Consider the following 14,615-nt stretch of genomic DNA (forward strand, 5'->3'; position numbering starts at 1 on the left):
TCATCATTTAGTAGCGATGGCCAGCAGCAGGTCGCTGTAGGAGGCTGCCACGAAGTCGGCCGGGGCAATGCCCAGCGCCTGAATCCAGGGTTGGCACTGCTGGGTCAGGTGATCGGCGCCAAGCGTACCGTCGTAATCTATGGCTTCCAGTTCCAGAAAACGGCCCAAGCCCTCTACTTCATCCAGATGGAACTTCAGGTTGCCAAGCCACCAGATTTCACGGTCCTTGGCCACGCGCACCCTCACCGGCAGGGCGGCAGCCAGTACCTCGGCTGTGGTGCGGGCTGTGGCTTCGTCGGGGTAAGTTACAAGCGACACCTGCGAGCTTTTCAGGCCGGCCTGCTCCTGCCGGTTGTACTGTATCAGTGAGTTCTCGATGGGGCCGTAGCGCAGCTTCAGGCGGCCATAGGGCACATCAAAGTAAACGTCCGTCTGAGTATCAGTGCCCTGAAGCCGTGCCCCAGCGTTTGTCAAAAGTGTGCGGGCGTGGTCGTGTGCGTTGTAGCGGGCCTTGAACTCGATGTTAAGGTGTGCCATACAGAATTCAGATATTTTCAATCAGAATTGAAAATTAGTAAGTTTGCGCGAGCGTTATAACAGCATGTCAGCACCAACCCCACCCGCCACCACCGCTGGCACTTCGGCCGAACTGTCGAATGCCCGTGCCCGGTTCATCGAGGCGTGGGGCGACATGGCCTCGGCCTGGGGCATCAGCAAAACCATGGCCCAGATATACGCGCTGCTCTACGCCTCGTCGCAGCCGCTGGACACCGACGACATCATGGCCACCCTGGACATCAGCCGCGGCAACGCCAACATGAACCTGCGCAAACTGCTGGAATGGGGACTGGTACTGAAGGTGGACAAGCACGACAAAGACACGCGCAAGGACCTATTTGAAGCCGAAAAGGACGTGTGGACCATGACCGCCCGTATCATCCGCGAGCGGAACGACAAGGAAATTGCACCCGTAAGCCGCCACCTGAGCGTCATTGCAGCCTCGCTGGACAAAGACGCCGACGGCAAGCGCCGCGCCCTCACAGACGAAGAAGCGGCCTTCAAGAAAAACATACAGGAGATGTCGGACTTCATGGGCCTGTTCAACACCGTGTTGCAGACCATGTTGCCGCTGCTGGAAAATAAAAACCGGAGCCAGATACAGGCTCTGCTGAAACTGTTGCGCCCCAATGCCTGACCTGCGGAAAGAAACCGAACGCGCCCTGCGCGACCTGCATGCCCGCGAGTCGATGCGGCTGGGCTGGTATCGTCAGCTGACCCACGGCGGCGAAACCCTGCAACAGCTGCGCGAGCGCAAAGCCCAGCATCAGGCATTCCTGATGGATCTGCTGCGCCGCCGCGGCTGGGAGCCTGCCTGGTACAGCAAATACCTCTATTGGGCTGGGCACCTGTTTGGCCTCTTCACCGCCCCCCTGCCCGACCGCTGGGTGGCCTGGATAGAACACACCCTCGAGCACTGGATCATCATCCGCTACGAACGCTACCTGAAAGCCCTGCGCCTGCAAGGCAACCTGCGCTCGATGGTTGAGGCCATACGCATGCAGAAGCTTGAGCATACCGAACCCGGGCACGATGTACTGCACACACTGGAGCACTTTCTCAACGACCAGCGCAAGCTGATGACTCGTTAAGCCGCTATTGGTCTACAAACCGCGCACGCCACTCGGGCCGCGGCAACCAGCAGCTTTCTTTCTTGCCGTAGAGCCTGTAGCGGTTACGCGCCACCCAGCGATACACTGCATCGCGGAGGAAACGCGGGAACACCCCACAGAACCGCGCCAGCCAAGCGTATCGCCCCTGCATGGCAATGCCCAGCCGTATGGCGGCATCGCTCTCTATGTAGATGTGCCCCTGCTGAATGAACACCAGCGAGGTAAGCTGCTGAGGGTCGCGGCCAGCAGCGCGAAGCAGCCTGCCAGCCACTTCAGACTGAAGCGAGGCAAAACGAATTCGTCCGGTGCGGTCGTGCCGCAACACTGTCTGCACACTGGCGCTGCACAGGTTGCACACGCCGTCAAACAGCAGCAGGGGGCCCTGCATCAATTGACTATCCGTCTCAGAGAGCGGCTGCGCAGCTTCCATTTACTTGATAACCCGGAACTCGGTACGACGGTTCAGCGCCTTTCCTTCCTCGGTGGTGTTGGGGGCCATAGGAACTGTCTCGCCGTATCCTTTGGCCACGAGGCGCGTACCCGCTATTCCCTGCGCTATCAGCCACTCGCGAACGGCATTGGCGCGGCGGTTGCTAAGGCCCAGATTGTAGGCAGGCGTGCCCTGGTTGTCGGTGTGGCCACGCACTTCAATGCGCATGGTCGGGTTGTCGCGCAGGAGTTTGATAAGCGCCTTCAACTCCGACTGGCTGGCTGGCAGCAGCTCGGCCTTGTCAAATTCAAAGAAGATGTTGCGCAGCACCACTGTGGCTCCCTCACGGATGGGTTGAAGCAGGATGGAGAGGTCGTAATACTGTTTGCCTGCAAGGTTCTTCAGCGAGAAGTTCTGGCTGTAAAAGAGGTAGCCCTTCGCCGAAACGATAGCTGCATAGTTGCGCTCCAGCGGCAGTGACAGCAGAAAGCGGCCAGTGGCGTTGTTGCTCTGCACGCTACGGACGGTGTCGCCGGTGGCGAGGTCCAGAAACTGCACGGTTGCCGTAAGCGGACGGCGCGAGAGGCTGTCCAGCACGAGACCCCGCACGTAGGTAGCGCGCTTGGGCTGTATGCTGGGGTCGAGGTCAAACTCGTAAAGGTCATTGCGGCCAACCCCACCCGGCTGGTCTGTATTGAAATAGCCCTTTTCACCAGAAGAAGTAACAAAGATGCTCTGCTCGTCACGCGCCGAGTTGATGGGCCAGCCGAGATTACGGACGTTGGCGAAGGTGGTGTCATTCACCCGCTCGGCCATAAAGAGATCAACTCCGCCAAAGCCGACATGTCCATCACTGGAGAAGTAGAAGGTCTGATCGTCGGCATGCAGAAAGGGGGCATATTCCGAGCCGGGGGTGTTGATAGCAGGACCGGCGTTGCGCGGGGCCGTCCACTGACCATTCACCAGCTGGCTATACCAGATGTCAGCTTTGCCATAGCCCCCTGGGCGGCCTGATGAAAAGAAGAGTGTGCGGCCGTCGTTGGACAGGCTGGGGTGCGACTCCCAAAACCGCGAGTTGACAGCGGTAAGCGACTGAGGTTCGCCCCAACTGGTACCACTGAGACGGGCGATATACAGGTCGCAGCCGCTTGGAGTACCTGGGCGGTTGCAGGCAGTAAAAACTACCCACTGGCCATCTGGCGAAATACAGCTTGCGCCTTCATTCTGTACTGTGTTGATGGGTGCCCCCAGATTCTGGGCTGGCCCCCAGCTGCCATCTGACTGTCGGGTACTGTAATAGAAGTCTTCATCAAAGTCTCCTTCCAGCGGATTGAACCCACCCAGGCTTTCCTGCCGACGAGACGTAAAAAAGAGATACTGGTCGTCAGCAGTGGTATATGCCATGAAGTCATGGCCGGGAGAGTTGATAGCCGCACCCAGGTTGCGGGGGTTGAACTGCACGGGGTTCTTCATGGCCTGGGCGGCAAAGGCAGCCCGCTGTACATCCTGTTGAGCCTGTGACAGATACGGCGGATACTGCCCACGCCCTGCGAGGTATTTGGCATACCACTTCTGTGCGTCGGCATACTCGCCCTCGCTCATGGCAATGGTGCCGAGAAAGAAATAGAGGTTGCTGAAACGCGGCTCGTAGTTGGGATACTTATGGGTCAGGTTCAGCAGAACGGCGCGGGCGTCGATGGTGCGGTTCAGCTGCATGAGGGCTTCGCCCTTGCGGTAGATGGCAAGGTCGAAAGCCGGTTCGACTTCAATGGCTTTGTCGCACCAGTCCACTACTTCGGTCCAGCCGCGGTAGCCCACGGCCACCATCGCCTCTTCGTAGTACTGAGCAGCCTTCTTAGACTTGATGCCGTATTCCTTGGGGTCGCGGCCTGGCAGCGGACGGCGTTGGCCATTGCGTTGCCCCAGCACCGCCAGCGACAGCAGCAGCAGAAAGAGTGTGAGAGTAGTGCGCAGCATCAGGGGATGTTGAGGTATTTGTGGGTTTGCAGGCTCAGCCGCCACTGGGGGTTGGCCTTGATGTATTCGATGCACCAGGCCACGCTGTCGGGCGTGTCCCATTCTGGTTGAAGATAACGCACAGCTACTGCGTTGCCAGCTTCGGTCAGCCTCTGGGCATGACCTTCGGCCCACTTCAGGTCATGGCGGTTATGCACAATCACCTTCAATTCGTGGCAGTGGCTGTAGTATTCCTCAAGGGAGGCCTTGAACTTCTTGGGCGAGAAGCACACCCAGTCGAAAGCACCTGTTAGTGGGTTGGTGCCACTGGTTTCGATGTGCACCAGCAGTCCCTTGGCATGAAGCGTATCCACCAGGGGTGCCAGGTCAAAGAGTGTAGGTTCTCCGCCAGTGATGATGACACGCTGGGTGCCGCTGGCGGCAGCAAGTTCGGCCAACTCCGAAGCAAGCATTAACGGATGGGCATCGGCATCCCAGCTCTCCTTTACATCGCACCAATGGCAGCCGACATCGCAGCCTCCCAGGCGGATGAAATAGGCAGCCACTCCGCTGAAGGCCGCCTCGCCCTGCAAAGTGTAGAAATGCTCCATTATGGGATACTCCCCCACACGGAGGCTGCGATTGGAAATGGGGCGCTCGGCGGTTTTCACTGGTCCAAGTTACAACAGGGGGTGTCAGGCTTAGGTAACGGCAAAAACCGGACCTTTCGCACCCAGGCTGTATTGGATTACGCGGATTTTCCGTTCTTGGGAGGACAGACTGCCCGCCTTTACCCGCATGCATCGCCTTCTCCTGGTACTTTTCTGCCTGCTGTCGGGCCCGTATTGCTGGGGGCAGACATTACTGGGCTTTGCACAGCGCAGCCAGGCGCCCATTGGCGCCGACAGTATTCCCATCTTTGAACTGGACACCCTCACTTTCGTTGAGAAGGCCCCGACGGAAGCAGAAATCCGTGCCTACCGCAAGAAAGTGGAACATTGGAGCCGCCTGCGCTACAACGTGCGCAAAGTATATCCGCTGGCGCTGGAGGCCGAACGTATCGTGAAGGAGGTTGACGCCGAACTGGCGCGGCTGGGCAAGAAGAAAGACGCCAAGGCCTATGTGAAGCGCCTGGAGAAAGACCTCTTCAAGAAGTATGAACCCCAACTGCGCAAGCTCACCATCACACAGGGCCGCATCCTCATCAAGCTCATCAACCGGCAGACGGGCATTACTGCCTATCAACTGATCAAGGAGTACAAGAGCACATCAAGTGCCATGCTCTGGCAGTTTGTAGCCCGGGTATTCGGCTCCAACCTGAAGGACGACTTTGACCCCCAAGCAGACTGGGACATCGCCTATGTGGTGAAAGAAATTGAAGAGGAGATTGCCGCCCACGGCTTCATGCTTCCCTATCCAGCGCCTGGTTCCTGAAAAAGGGGGAAAGAGGGCCGAACCTTTTGGCCATAAGATGTGGTTCTAGGTGGGTAATTCAGCAACAATGAAAAACCCACGACTCCTACTGCTGGCAGGTCTGATGCTAGGCCTCACTGCCTGCAACTCCCGCCCCGAAGCCTCTGCTGAAAGCAATGTGCCCGTAGCGCAGGCCGCTAACACCCCTGCCACCGCCAGCAACCAGACGCTCTACGACTTCACCATGCTCACCATTGACGGCATGGAGCAGAAGCTCGACGCCTACAAAGGAAAGGTAGTAGTGGTGGTAAACGTGGCCAGCAAGTGCGGCCTGACCCCTCAGTATGAATCCATCGAGAAGTTCTACCGCCAATACAAAGACAAGGGCGTAGTGGTACTGGGCTTCCCAGCCAACAACTTCATGGGCCAGGAACCCGGCACCAATGAAGACATCAAGGCATTCTGCAAAGCCAAATACGACGTATCCTTTCCGATGTTTGCCAAAATCAGCGTGAAGGGCGACGACATGCACCCACTGTATCGCTACCTCACCACCGCCACTGGCGAAGAGGTGAAATGGAACTTCCAGAAGTTTATTGTGGGCAAAGACGGCAAGGTTATCCGCACCTTCTCGCCCCGCACCACTGTAGACGAGCAGGAGTTTCTGGACGCCGTCAATGCCGCGCTCTGATACCGACCTGCGCTAACACCTAACTCCTCCACGCCCGACTGGTACACTGGTCGGGCGTTCCTTTACCCTGAAACCCCAACCGACACTTCACATGAGCACCTCCGTTCACACCTTCAGCCTCAAGGATATAGATGGCAAGGAACAAAATCTGGCCGAATACAAAGGGAAGGTACTGCTGCTGGTAAATGTCGCCAGCAAGTGCGGCCTCACGCCCCAGTATGCCGATCTCGAGCTCTATTACCGCGACCACAAAGCACAAGGCGTGGAGATTCTCGGGTTCCCCGCCAACAACTTCGGCGGCCAGGAGCCGGGCACCGAGCAGCAGATCAAGGAATTCTGCTCGCTGACCTACGATGTATCGTTCCCGATGTTCAGCAAAATCAGCGTGAAGGGGGCCGACATTCATCCGCTGTACGACCACCTGACCAAAGCTACTGGTGCCGAAGTGCAGTGGAACTTCCAGAAGTTTCTGGTGGGCAAAGACGGCAAGGTCATCCGCTCATTCGCGCCCACAGCCTCTATCAAGGATGCCGAGATTCAGCAGGCGATTGCAGAGGCTCTCAACGCCTGAGTGTCCCTGTCATTGCACCAACAGCCGAGCAGTTTCTGGCTTACCGGAACCCTCGGGCTGGACCCATACTATATATGCCCCCGGTGACAACGGGGGCAGTTTTATTTCATAGCGTACGCCTGTAGCAAAACGGCCCAGACTGCACACCTCTCGGCCCAGCAGATCAAGCACGGTAGCGCGGTAGTTGCCGGCAACGGGCTGCATCCAGGTGAGCGTCAGCTGGTCACGAACCGGATTGGGGCTCAGGTGCAGGCCAACGGTATTCTCTGGCAGCGGGCGGCCTGACAGAAGGGCATCGGCACGAAGGGCATCGGGAATCCCATACCCAAGGAAAGCATCTGGCTGCTGATACTGACTGGCACTGCGGCGTATGGCATCCAGTATATCCCAGGCACTGCGGGTGGGGTGTTTCTGCCACAGGCAGGCTGCTAGCCCTGCCACCAATGGCGCACTGAAAGAAGTGCCGTTCCGGTAACTGACATTTCCGCTGCCCCGCAGCACGGCAGCCCCTGCGCCCAATGCGGCAACATCCGGCTTTACACGGCCATCGGCACTGGGGCCTATGCTGGAGAACGACGCATACTCCATCTGGGCATTCACCGCCCCCACGCACAAAACAGAATCAACATCGCAGGGCGAGCTGATGTAGCGCCATGGCTGGTTGCCGTCGTTTCCGGCACTGTTCACCACCAGCAGACCCCGGCGTACTGCTTCCTGAGCAGCCTGGGCTATGATGGTAGTGCGGCCGTTCATGTCTGAGTAGGTGTAATCGCCTTCGCCCGCACTGAACTGCGCATATGACAGTGAGCTGCTGACGATCTGCGCCCCGGCAGAGTCGGCCCATTCGATGGCGCGCAACCAGTTGTATTCTTCCAGATGGCGCTCAAAAGACTCCACCTCAGTACGCAACAGAAAATAGGAAGCCAATGGAGCAGCTCCACGATAGGTGCCGGGCACATCGCCTGCCAGCACCGTGAGACACTCTGCCCCGTGAGTAGATTCGTCGTATACCTGGCGGTTGTTCTCGTAGGTGTCCCAGGTATCGAGCAGGCGGCCTGAAATAAACACGTGAGCCAGCCCCGGATTGATATCGGTGCCCAGAAAGCCCGCGTCCAGTACGGCAATGGCTACGCCCTGACCACTGTAACCCTGTTCCTGCAGACTGTGCAGCTGTATCTGGCGCAATTGAGTGCTGCTTGCCCCTGCGGCGATTTCCACAGTTGCATTCTCGGCCGTACTGAGGCTGCGCAGCCTGCGGCTGTCCAGCTGGCGTATTTCACGCACGAAGGGCATGCGCGCCACCAGCAGGCTGTCGGTCGGCGAGGCAAACTGCACCAGCACGGCATTGAGCCAGCGCGAGCCCCCCAACTGACGCGTCACATAGGGCTTCAGCGCGACGGCATAAGCACCAGCCACTGGCAGGTCTGCTGCTGTGATAACAATGCCCTGCCGGGCACGACGGTCCAGCGCACGTTGAGACAGAAAGGCCTGTGGGTGGCGCAGGACCGAGTCGGCCTGCAGGCCTTTGTCGTTGAAAAAAACGAGATGGTAGAAAGGACGCGGCGCAGGGCGCTGCACCCCCAACAGCAGCGGCAACAGTGCAGTCAACGCCAAGAGGCGTACACGGGCCGCCCTCATGCCAATCAGCCGAGGTGGCGTTCGGAATGGTAGCTGGAACGCACCAGCGGGCCACTCTCTACATACTTGAAGCCCAACTCAAGGCCAATGGCCTTGAAGTGTGCAAACTCTTCAGGCGTAACAAAAGCCTCTACGGGCAGGTGCATCTTGGTGGGTTGGAGGTACTGCCCCAGGGTCAGTACGTCGCAGCCGTGGGCTACGAGGTCGCGCATGATTTCATACACCTCTTCGCGGGTTTCGCCCAGCCCCAGCATGATGCCGCTCTTGGTGCGCAAGCCGTATTCCTTGGTACGGCGTATCTGTTCGAGACTACGTTCGTATTTGGCCTGCGGGCGCACACGACGATAAAGCCGCTTTACGGTCTCCATGTTGTGCGACACCACGTCGGGGCGTTCGGCCAGTACCAGTTCAAGTGCTTCCCAGCGCGACTTGAAGTCGGGTATCAGCGTCTCCATCGTAACGCCGGGGTTCAGGCGCTTCACTTCGCGAATAGTAGCCGCCCACACACTGGCACCACCATCGGCCAGTTCATCGCGGTTTACGCTGGTAATTACCGCGTGCTTGATTCCCATGAGCTTCACGGCCTCGGCCACGCGGTTGGGCTCGTCCAGGTCATACTCGTTGGGTTTGCCAGTGGCTACGGCGCAGAAAGTGCAGGAGCGCGTGCAGACGTTGCCCAGAATCATAAAGGTAGCCGTTCCAGCTCCCCAGCACTCGCCCATATTGGGGCAGCGGGCGCTTTCGCATACGGTGTGCAGCTTGTGCTCGTCGATAATCTGCCGCACGCTGCGGTAACTCTCGCCATAGGGCAGGCGCACGCGCAACCAGTCGGGCCGCTTGGCGCGGGCATTGGAGGCTTCGTTCTGGGGAGAGACAACCGGCAGTTCGATCATGAGTAGGCGGAGTTTGTTCTAAAACGTGCTGGGATGCAAAAATGTGCGAAAAGCGCTTACTACCACGCACTCCCCACTACAAAGCCCAGATAGCCACCAAAATAGCCTGTACGGTTATCGCGGGTAGAAATGGGAACCGCCTGGCTGAAGAAATCATACTGTACGCCCGCATGTATGGCCCGCACAAAAAAGCTGGTGCCGGACAGGTCCAGCGTGACGTCGGCACGAAGGCGCCATCCCAGTTGCGTGTTCAGGCTGAAGTTGGTGAAATAGTCTACTTCGCCAATGACATCGCTGGGGAGGTGAGGTCGGGTCGGAATGTTGGTGGCCACAAAGGGATTGTACACAACAGGGTCGGGGAAATTGGGATTGGAGCCCACGATGTACACCAGATAGGGCTTGAGCAACGCAAGCGTGGGGCCAGTGGAAAGCCCCGCCTTCAGCTGCACACGGCTGAACTCGGTACGCTGCAGAATCACATACTGCACACCCGCTGTAAGGCTGGCGAAGTAGGTGTAGTTCTGCTTCTCAAAAATGTAATCGCTGAACCCTTGTGAAGCACCTGCGCCAGGAATGCGACCCTCGCCCCGTTCTTTGAAAGATGCCAACGACAGGTTGAAGAGCATTTCATAGCGCGGCTTCCACACACGGGTGTACTGAAAATCAACGCCTATGCCAAAGGAGTGAAGGTGCGCGCCCACATTAAAGGCGTTGCGGCGCTGCTCTATGGCATCGTTCTGGGGCACGTTAGGGTCGCTGCCCGTGGCTGTACGCTGCCGGGCCTGCACACCTGCAAGGCTGGCGAACAGCAACAGGCTGCCCAGCGCCATCCGGTTCAGAAAGTTCAGACGCATCGGTGGTGGTTTCTTCCAGAACGAATATAGGCGGCAGCGGGTGCCCATTAACGTACTTAAGCTGACTTAACACAAAAAAGCCCCGCCGAAGCAGGGCTGTGTTGGGTTCTGAGGGTGGTTACATCACCTCCAGCAACTCTACGTGGAAGAAGAGCTTGGCGTTGGGCGGAATAGGACCACCGGGCGTACCTGTGGCACCATAGCCCATTTCGGGCGACAGTTCCAGCACGGCTTTGGTACCCACGGGCAGTTGGCTGAAAGCAACGTCCCAGCCTTTGATGACGCGGCCTTCGCCTACGGCAAAATCAAAAGGCTGGCCGCGCTCAAACGAACTGTCGAATACCTTGCCATTCTCCAACATGCCATGGTAGTTCACGACAACCGTCTGATATGGACGGGCTACTTTACCCTGGCCTTCCTGAATGATGTAAACCTTGAGGCCCGGGGCCAGCTCTTTGGCAGGAATGTTGGCGTAATCGTAGGGAGGCTTCATGTCTTTGGAGGCACAGGAAACTGCGAAAAGGAGGGCAAATGCCCAAAAAAGAAGATTGCGCATAATGAGCAGGTGGGGGTTTAGCTTATTGTGCGTTGCCGTTGCAGCCCAGCAATTCTACGTGGAAGAGCAGCGTGGCGTTGGGGCCAATATCGGGGGGGGCGCCCATCTCCCCATAGGCCACTTCTGGTGCCAGTTCCAGCACAGCTTTAGAGCCAACGGGCAGCTGTGCAAAAGCGATGTCCCAGCCACGGATTACACGCCCCTGTCCCAGCGCAAAGCTGAAAGGCTGGCCACGCAGAAATGAACTGTCAAACACCTTGCCGTCGGGCAGCATGCCGTGGTAGTGTGCCACCACTTCCTGGCCAGGCTTAGGCACCTGACCCGTACCCTTCTCCACCATGTAAATCTTTACACCTGGTGCAGCCTGAATGGGTGTGATGGAATCGATTTTGTAGGGCGTGAAGCTGGGCGCAGCCTGTGCCGCCGCCGCAGGAGCAGTGCTTTCGGCTGCCTGCTCTTCCTTCTTGCTGCATGCCAGCGCCGACAGCGCCAGCGTCGCTACAACGAGGGTCTTATTCATGTTCATATTGGAGTTCCTGTTTGTGCTCTTGGAGTAAAGCTACGAGGCGAGCTTCGGTTTCGGCCAGCGAAAGGGCGCTTCGGCCACCAGCGGCATTGTAATGGCCGCCGCCATTAAAGTTGCCAGCGAACGCCTGGGCCGAGAATCGCCCCACCGAGCGGAAGCTCATTTTCACCTCGCCCTGCTTCTCGATCAGGATGATGCCAAAGTTGGTGCCACGGATGCCAAGCGCGTAGTTAACGATGCCCTCTGTGTCGCCAGGACGCAACTGAAACCGCTCGTGGTCTTCATGGGTAACAACGATGTAGGCCGTGCGGAGCTCGGGCAACACACGCAGCCGTTCGCTCAGGCAATAGCCCAGAAAACGGGTGCGCATTTCGGTGAACTCGCTGAAGGTGCGGTGGTGCACTTTGCCTACTTCCACACCAGCGTCGATGAGTTCGGCTGCGGCACGGTGTACGGCCGGAGTGGTGCTGTCGAACCGGAAAGAGCCCGTATCGGTCATGATACCCGTGTATAGAGCTGTGGCGGCATCCTTTGTGAAAACATAGCCGGGTTCATAGGTGCGGATGAGCCGGTACACCAGTTCGCAGGTGCTGCTGGACTTCACATCACGACACAGCACATCGGCAAAGTCTTCGAGGTCCAGGTGGTGATCCAGATGCAGTATAAGCGCGCCACGGGCTTTGGCAGCGCGAACCGCAGGTTCCAGCTCTCCACCTACGCGGTCCAGCACACCATAATCCAGACAGCCAACAACATCGGCTTGTGCAAGCAGTGCCAGACACTCGTCACGATTTGCTTCCGCATCAAGGGTATGCTCCAGCCCGGGCATCCATTGCAGGTAATCGGGTACTGGCGTGGAAAATGTAACCCGGGCATCGTGGCCCTGCGCTCGCAGCCAGTGCATCAGCCCCAGCGTAGACCCTACGGCATCACCATCAGGGCGCACGTGGGTGGTAAGCACAACTTTTGAGGGCTGGCGCAGGATGGTCGCCAGCCGCTCGTTCGGTTCAAAATAGGCCATTCGGCGTTCTACTACTGGCTGTTGTCGGTCTTGAGGAAACTGGGCACCTGGTCGAGATTGGTCTGGCGACCGGGGTTGCCCGGGCAATCGACATCGGCCTTGAATTCGATATATACATTCTGGCGGAAAGCCAGCGTCTCGGGCTTATACTTGAGGCCAGCCAGGATGGGCGAAATGGCATCGAGCACCTGCTTGCTGTTGGCCCGGAACACCCGCACCGAACTGACAGTGCCATCTTTCTCTACGGTAACCTCGGCCAACACATGTGCAAAGCCGCAGGCGTTGGCCTTGCGCAACTCGCGCTTGATGTAAAGCGCCAGCATGGTTTCGCCTTCTACAAACTCAGGCGTGGTAGCTCGTGGACCCGACATATTGGCGCTGCTGCCTTGGTGCGAGGCATCAGGCTTGCGGTCGCCAGCACTTACATACCGGGGTGCAGGCACTGCTACATTGCCCGTAACGCCAGCCGAACTGGCGGGCTGGGTGGCGGGCGTCTGTGCAGAAGGAGTACTACGCGCCGCCGTAGTGGCAGCTGCCGGCTGAGTAGTTGCAGGCGTAGCAGATGTTGTGGGAGCTGTGGGCTTGGGCTGTTCAGCGGGCTTCTGCTGTGGCTGAGCAGGGGTCGTAGTGGCAACTGGCTGTGTAGCGGCAGGCTGTGTAGTAGCAGGAGTGGTCGGCTTGGGCTGCTCCGCAGGCTGGGTAGTGGGCTTGGGCTGGGCGGTGGCAGTGGTTACAGGCTGCTGGGTGGTCTGTGCAGGCTTGGCTGCTGGCTGTGTGGCGGGCTGACTGGCAGCAGCAGGCTGTGCCGTTACCGTCATAGGCTGCGTGCTGACTGGCTGTGCGGCAGCAGGCTGCTGGGCCGTAGTGGCAATGGCCGTGCCAGCAGCGCGGGCCTGACGGGCTACGATCGTCAGCGGAATGTACTCGTTGTCCTTATCTGGGCCTGAACAACGCAGCGCAGGCTTGATCTCGAAGTAAATCGGCTTGGTTTGTGTGAAGCCCGAAGCCTCCCACTTGATGTCTTTCAGGATGTCGACCACCGACTTCTGGATACACTTGTTACTGCCAGTGAGTGCGCGGGCGCTCTCTACTGTGCCATCGGGCCGGATGCGGACTTCCAGGTAGATAGCGTCGTTGCCGCAGCAGCGCGACTCTTTTTCAAGCACGTAATACACGTACCCCGCGACCGTATTACGGTTGTCGTCGAAGATGCGGGTGATGGGGTCGGCCTTGGCGGCAGTTATGTCCAGGTTCTCCTGAGCATACGCTCCCAGCGACATCACCAGACTGAACATGGCCACGAGGCCCAGACGAATCCGCTGCAGTTGCATGACAATAGATAAGATTACCTTTCAAAGGTAACGGAAAACGCCTAGCCCAGCATACGCCCAAGCACGGACTGCCGCCAGATGTTACTTTTGCAGCGCACTTCTTCTCTTCTGCTGCCCTTGCGTCATTTCTCTTTCCGGCCCACGAAAATCCTGCGGCCTGAATCCTTTCTCAGTTTCGAGCGGCGAAACTGGTTCTCCTTCGTTTTCGAACTGCACCGCAACGACACGTTCAAAGCATTGGGCGGCAGCATGTTGCTGGTGGGCCTCTACACCTGGCTCATCGTGTGGGTGTTTGAAGAGCAGCTGCACTCAATACCTACAGTCTCCACTGCCCTTCACAGCATCCTGGGCATGACACTGGGTCTGCTGCTGGTAATTCGCACCAACACTGCCTACGACCGCTGGTGGGAAGGCCGCAAGATGTGGGGTGGTCTGGTGAACAACAGCCGTAACCTGGCACTGAAAATCGCCACCTATCTGGGCCATGACCGTATGGACGAACGGCAGGACTACGCCGCACTCATCAGCAGCTATGCCATTGCCCTGCGCGACCACCTGCGGGGGCACCCTACTGCCGAGGCCTTGACCGACCTAAATCAGGTAACCATCGACGAACTGCGCCATGCCCATCACCTGCCCAATCGCGTTGCTGTCATTCTCTATGAAAACCTCAACGACCTGGCGCGCGACAAACGCCTGATGCCCGAGCAGACACTGATGCTGGACACCAACCTAAACGAGTTCACGAACATCGCAGGTGCCTGCGAGCGCATCAAGAAATCACCCATGCCGAGGGCCTATGCCCAGCACCTCAAAATGTTCATCCTTGTGTTTGTGCTGACCCTGCCGCTCGGGCTGGTGCGCGAATTCCACTACTATGCCATCCCCGCCTGTATGCTGGTGTTCTACGCCATGACAGGCTTGGAGCTCATTTCCGAAGAAATCGAAGAGCCCTTCGGCACCGACAACAATGACATTCCTCTGGATACCATCTGCCAGACCATTCGCGCCAGCGTCTATGAGATACTGGCGCCTCACACGCTGGAGAATGGGAAATGATTGGGT

At 58.2% G+C, this 14,615-nt stretch carries 17 protein-coding genes; 6 read left to right on the forward strand and 11 right to left on the reverse strand.

Going from position 1 to position 14,615, the window contains the following annotated elements; genetic code table 11:
- Positions 1–3 precede the first annotated feature (3 nt).
- Positions 4–537 (reverse strand): class IV adenylate cyclase, encoded by a 534-nt coding sequence (locus tag AC2D8O_RS11585; RefSeq protein ID WP_484678984.1) that lies wholly within the window; start codon positions 535–537, stop codon positions 4–6.
- Between the two features lie 64 nt (positions 538–601).
- Between AC2D8O_RS11585 and AC2D8O_RS11590 the strand changes: the two genes are divergently transcribed.
- Positions 602–1,195 (forward strand): GbsR/MarR family transcriptional regulator, encoded by a 594-nt coding sequence (locus AC2D8O_RS11590; RefSeq protein ID WP_484678985.1) that lies wholly within the window; start codon positions 602–604, stop codon positions 1,193–1,195.
- Positions 1,188–1,649 (forward strand): demethoxyubiquinone hydroxylase family protein, encoded by a 462-nt coding sequence (locus AC2D8O_RS11595; RefSeq protein WP_484678986.1) that lies wholly within the window; start codon positions 1,188–1,190, stop codon positions 1,647–1,649. The genes AC2D8O_RS11590 and AC2D8O_RS11595 overlap by 8 nt, the downstream gene beginning before the upstream one ends.
- Positions 1,650–1,653: 4 nt before the next feature.
- Here AC2D8O_RS11595 and AC2D8O_RS11600 read toward each other — a convergent pair whose 3' ends face one another.
- Genes AC2D8O_RS11600 through AC2D8O_RS11610 form a run of 3 tightly spaced genes read right to left on the reverse strand, consistent with a single transcriptional unit; the run spans position 1,654 to position 4,727 of the window.
- A complete protein-coding gene (locus tag AC2D8O_RS11600; RefSeq protein ID WP_484678987.1) occupies positions 1,654–2,100 on the reverse strand; it encodes a thiol-disulfide oxidoreductase DCC family protein in 447 nt (148 codons plus the stop codon).
- Positions 2,101–4,077: an OmpA family protein gene (locus AC2D8O_RS11605; RefSeq protein ID WP_484678988.1), complete on the reverse strand. Its 1,977-nt coding sequence runs from the start codon at positions 4,075–4,077 to the stop codon at positions 2,101–2,103. It lies immediately after the preceding gene.
- Positions 4,077–4,727, reverse strand: coding sequence for a 7-carboxy-7-deazaguanine synthase QueE (locus AC2D8O_RS11610; RefSeq protein WP_484678989.1), 651 nt, complete (start codon positions 4,725–4,727; stop codon positions 4,077–4,079). The genes AC2D8O_RS11605 and AC2D8O_RS11610 overlap by 1 nt, the downstream gene beginning before the upstream one ends.
- 127 nt (positions 4,728–4,854) lie before the next feature.
- On the opposite strand from AC2D8O_RS11610, the gene AC2D8O_RS11615 reads away from it, so the two are divergent.
- From AC2D8O_RS11615 to AC2D8O_RS11625, 3 genes are all read left to right on the forward strand, one after another.
- Positions 4,855–5,490 carry a DUF4294 domain-containing protein gene (locus tag AC2D8O_RS11615; protein WP_484678990.1) on the forward strand — a complete coding sequence of 212 codons (636 nt, stop codon included), beginning with the start codon at positions 4,855–4,857 and terminating at the stop codon, positions 5,488–5,490.
- 67 nt (positions 5,491–5,557) lie between these two features.
- Entirely contained in the window at positions 5,558–6,160 is a 603-nt protein-coding gene (locus AC2D8O_RS11620; RefSeq protein ID WP_484678991.1) for a glutathione peroxidase, read from the forward strand.
- A gap of 91 nt (positions 6,161–6,251) precedes the next feature.
- Positions 6,252–6,731 carry a glutathione peroxidase gene (locus AC2D8O_RS11625; protein ID WP_484678992.1) on the forward strand — a complete coding sequence of 160 codons (480 nt, stop codon included), beginning with the start codon at positions 6,252–6,254 and terminating at the stop codon, positions 6,729–6,731.
- A 9-nt stretch (positions 6,732–6,740) separates the two neighbouring features.
- On the opposite strand, the gene AC2D8O_RS11630 is transcribed toward AC2D8O_RS11625, so the two are convergent.
- From AC2D8O_RS11630 to AC2D8O_RS11660, 7 genes are all read right to left on the reverse strand, one after another.
- On the reverse strand, positions 6,741–8,369 hold the full coding sequence (locus tag AC2D8O_RS11630; protein WP_484678993.1) for a S8 family serine peptidase: 1,629 nt from the start codon (positions 8,367–8,369) through the stop codon (positions 6,741–6,743).
- A gap of 5 nt (positions 8,370–8,374) precedes the next feature.
- A complete protein-coding gene (lipA, locus tag AC2D8O_RS11635; protein ID WP_484678994.1) occupies positions 8,375–9,262 on the reverse strand; it encodes a lipoyl synthase in 888 nt (295 codons plus the stop codon).
- 59 nt (positions 9,263–9,321) lie between these two features.
- Positions 9,322–10,116, reverse strand: coding sequence for a hypothetical protein (locus tag AC2D8O_RS11640; RefSeq protein WP_484678995.1), 795 nt, complete (start codon positions 10,114–10,116; stop codon positions 9,322–9,324).
- A 118-nt stretch (positions 10,117–10,234) separates the two neighbouring features.
- Entirely contained in the window at positions 10,235–10,609 is a 375-nt protein-coding gene (locus AC2D8O_RS11645; protein ID WP_484678996.1) for an FKBP-type peptidyl-prolyl cis-trans isomerase, read from the reverse strand.
- Positions 10,610–10,694: 85 nt separating this feature from the next.
- A complete protein-coding gene (locus AC2D8O_RS11650) occupies positions 10,695–11,192 on the reverse strand; it encodes an FKBP-type peptidyl-prolyl cis-trans isomerase (RefSeq protein ID WP_484678997.1) in 498 nt (165 codons plus the stop codon).
- Entirely contained in the window at positions 11,185–12,219 is a 1,035-nt protein-coding gene (locus tag AC2D8O_RS11655) for a DHH family phosphoesterase (protein ID WP_484678998.1), read from the reverse strand. The genes AC2D8O_RS11650 and AC2D8O_RS11655 overlap by 8 nt, the downstream gene beginning before the upstream one ends.
- 11 nt (positions 12,220–12,230) lie before the next feature.
- A complete protein-coding gene (locus AC2D8O_RS11660; RefSeq protein ID WP_484678999.1) occupies positions 12,231–13,550 on the reverse strand; it encodes a hypothetical protein in 1,320 nt (439 codons plus the stop codon).
- A gap of 117 nt (positions 13,551–13,667) precedes the next feature.
- Between AC2D8O_RS11660 and AC2D8O_RS11665 the strand changes: the two genes are divergently transcribed.
- Complete coding sequence (locus AC2D8O_RS11665) at positions 13,668–14,609, forward strand: bestrophin family protein (protein ID WP_484679000.1); 942 nt, start codon at positions 13,668–13,670, stop codon at positions 14,607–14,609.
- Positions 14,610–14,615: the final 6 nt, after the last annotated feature.

It is taken from the genome of Pontibacter sp. T17 (assembly GCF_057219875.1).

What these genes read in the sequence shown, in the direction of transcription:
- AC2D8O_RS11585 (WP_484678984.1), bottom strand. Translation starts at nt 537, where the DNA reads ATGGCACACCTTAACATCGAGTTCAAGGCCCGCTACAACGCACACGAC.
- AC2D8O_RS11590 (WP_484678985.1), top strand. Translation starts at nt 602, where the DNA reads ATGTCAGCACCAACCCCACCCGCCACCACCGCTGGCACTTCGGCCGAA.
- AC2D8O_RS11595 (WP_484678986.1), top strand. Translation starts at nt 1,188, where the DNA reads ATGCCTGACCTGCGGAAAGAAACCGAACGCGCCCTGCGCGACCTGCAT.
- AC2D8O_RS11600 (WP_484678987.1), bottom strand. Translation starts at nt 2,100, where the DNA reads ATGGAAGCTGCGCAGCCGCTCTCTGAGACGGATAGTCAATTGATGCAG.
- AC2D8O_RS11605 (WP_484678988.1), bottom strand. Translation starts at nt 4,077, where the DNA reads ATGCTGCGCACTACTCTCACACTCTTTCTGCTGCTGCTGTCGCTGGCG.
- AC2D8O_RS11615 (WP_484678990.1), top strand. Translation starts at nt 4,855, where the DNA reads ATGCATCGCCTTCTCCTGGTACTTTTCTGCCTGCTGTCGGGCCCGTAT.
- AC2D8O_RS11620 (WP_484678991.1), top strand. Translation starts at nt 5,558, where the DNA reads ATGAAAAACCCACGACTCCTACTGCTGGCAGGTCTGATGCTAGGCCTC.
- AC2D8O_RS11625 (WP_484678992.1), top strand. Translation starts at nt 6,252, where the DNA reads ATGAGCACCTCCGTTCACACCTTCAGCCTCAAGGATATAGATGGCAAG.
- AC2D8O_RS11630 (WP_484678993.1), bottom strand. Translation starts at nt 8,369, where the DNA reads ATGAGGGCGGCCCGTGTACGCCTCTTGGCGTTGACTGCACTGTTGCCG.
- lipA (WP_484678994.1), bottom strand. Translation starts at nt 9,262, where the DNA reads ATGATCGAACTGCCGGTTGTCTCTCCCCAGAACGAAGCCTCCAATGCC.
- AC2D8O_RS11640 (WP_484678995.1), bottom strand. Translation starts at nt 10,116, where the DNA reads ATGCGTCTGAACTTTCTGAACCGGATGGCGCTGGGCAGCCTGTTGCTG.
- AC2D8O_RS11645 (WP_484678996.1), bottom strand. Translation starts at nt 10,609, where the DNA reads ATGAAGCCTCCCTACGATTACGCCAACATTCCTGCCAAAGAGCTGGCC.
- AC2D8O_RS11650 (WP_484678997.1), bottom strand. Translation starts at nt 11,192, where the DNA reads ATGAATAAGACCCTCGTTGTAGCGACGCTGGCGCTGTCGGCGCTGGCA.
- AC2D8O_RS11655 (WP_484678998.1), bottom strand. Translation starts at nt 12,219, where the DNA reads ATGGCCTATTTTGAACCGAACGAGCGGCTGGCGACCATCCTGCGCCAG.
- AC2D8O_RS11660 (WP_484678999.1), bottom strand. Translation starts at nt 13,550, where the DNA reads ATGCAACTGCAGCGGATTCGTCTGGGCCTCGTGGCCATGTTCAGTCTG.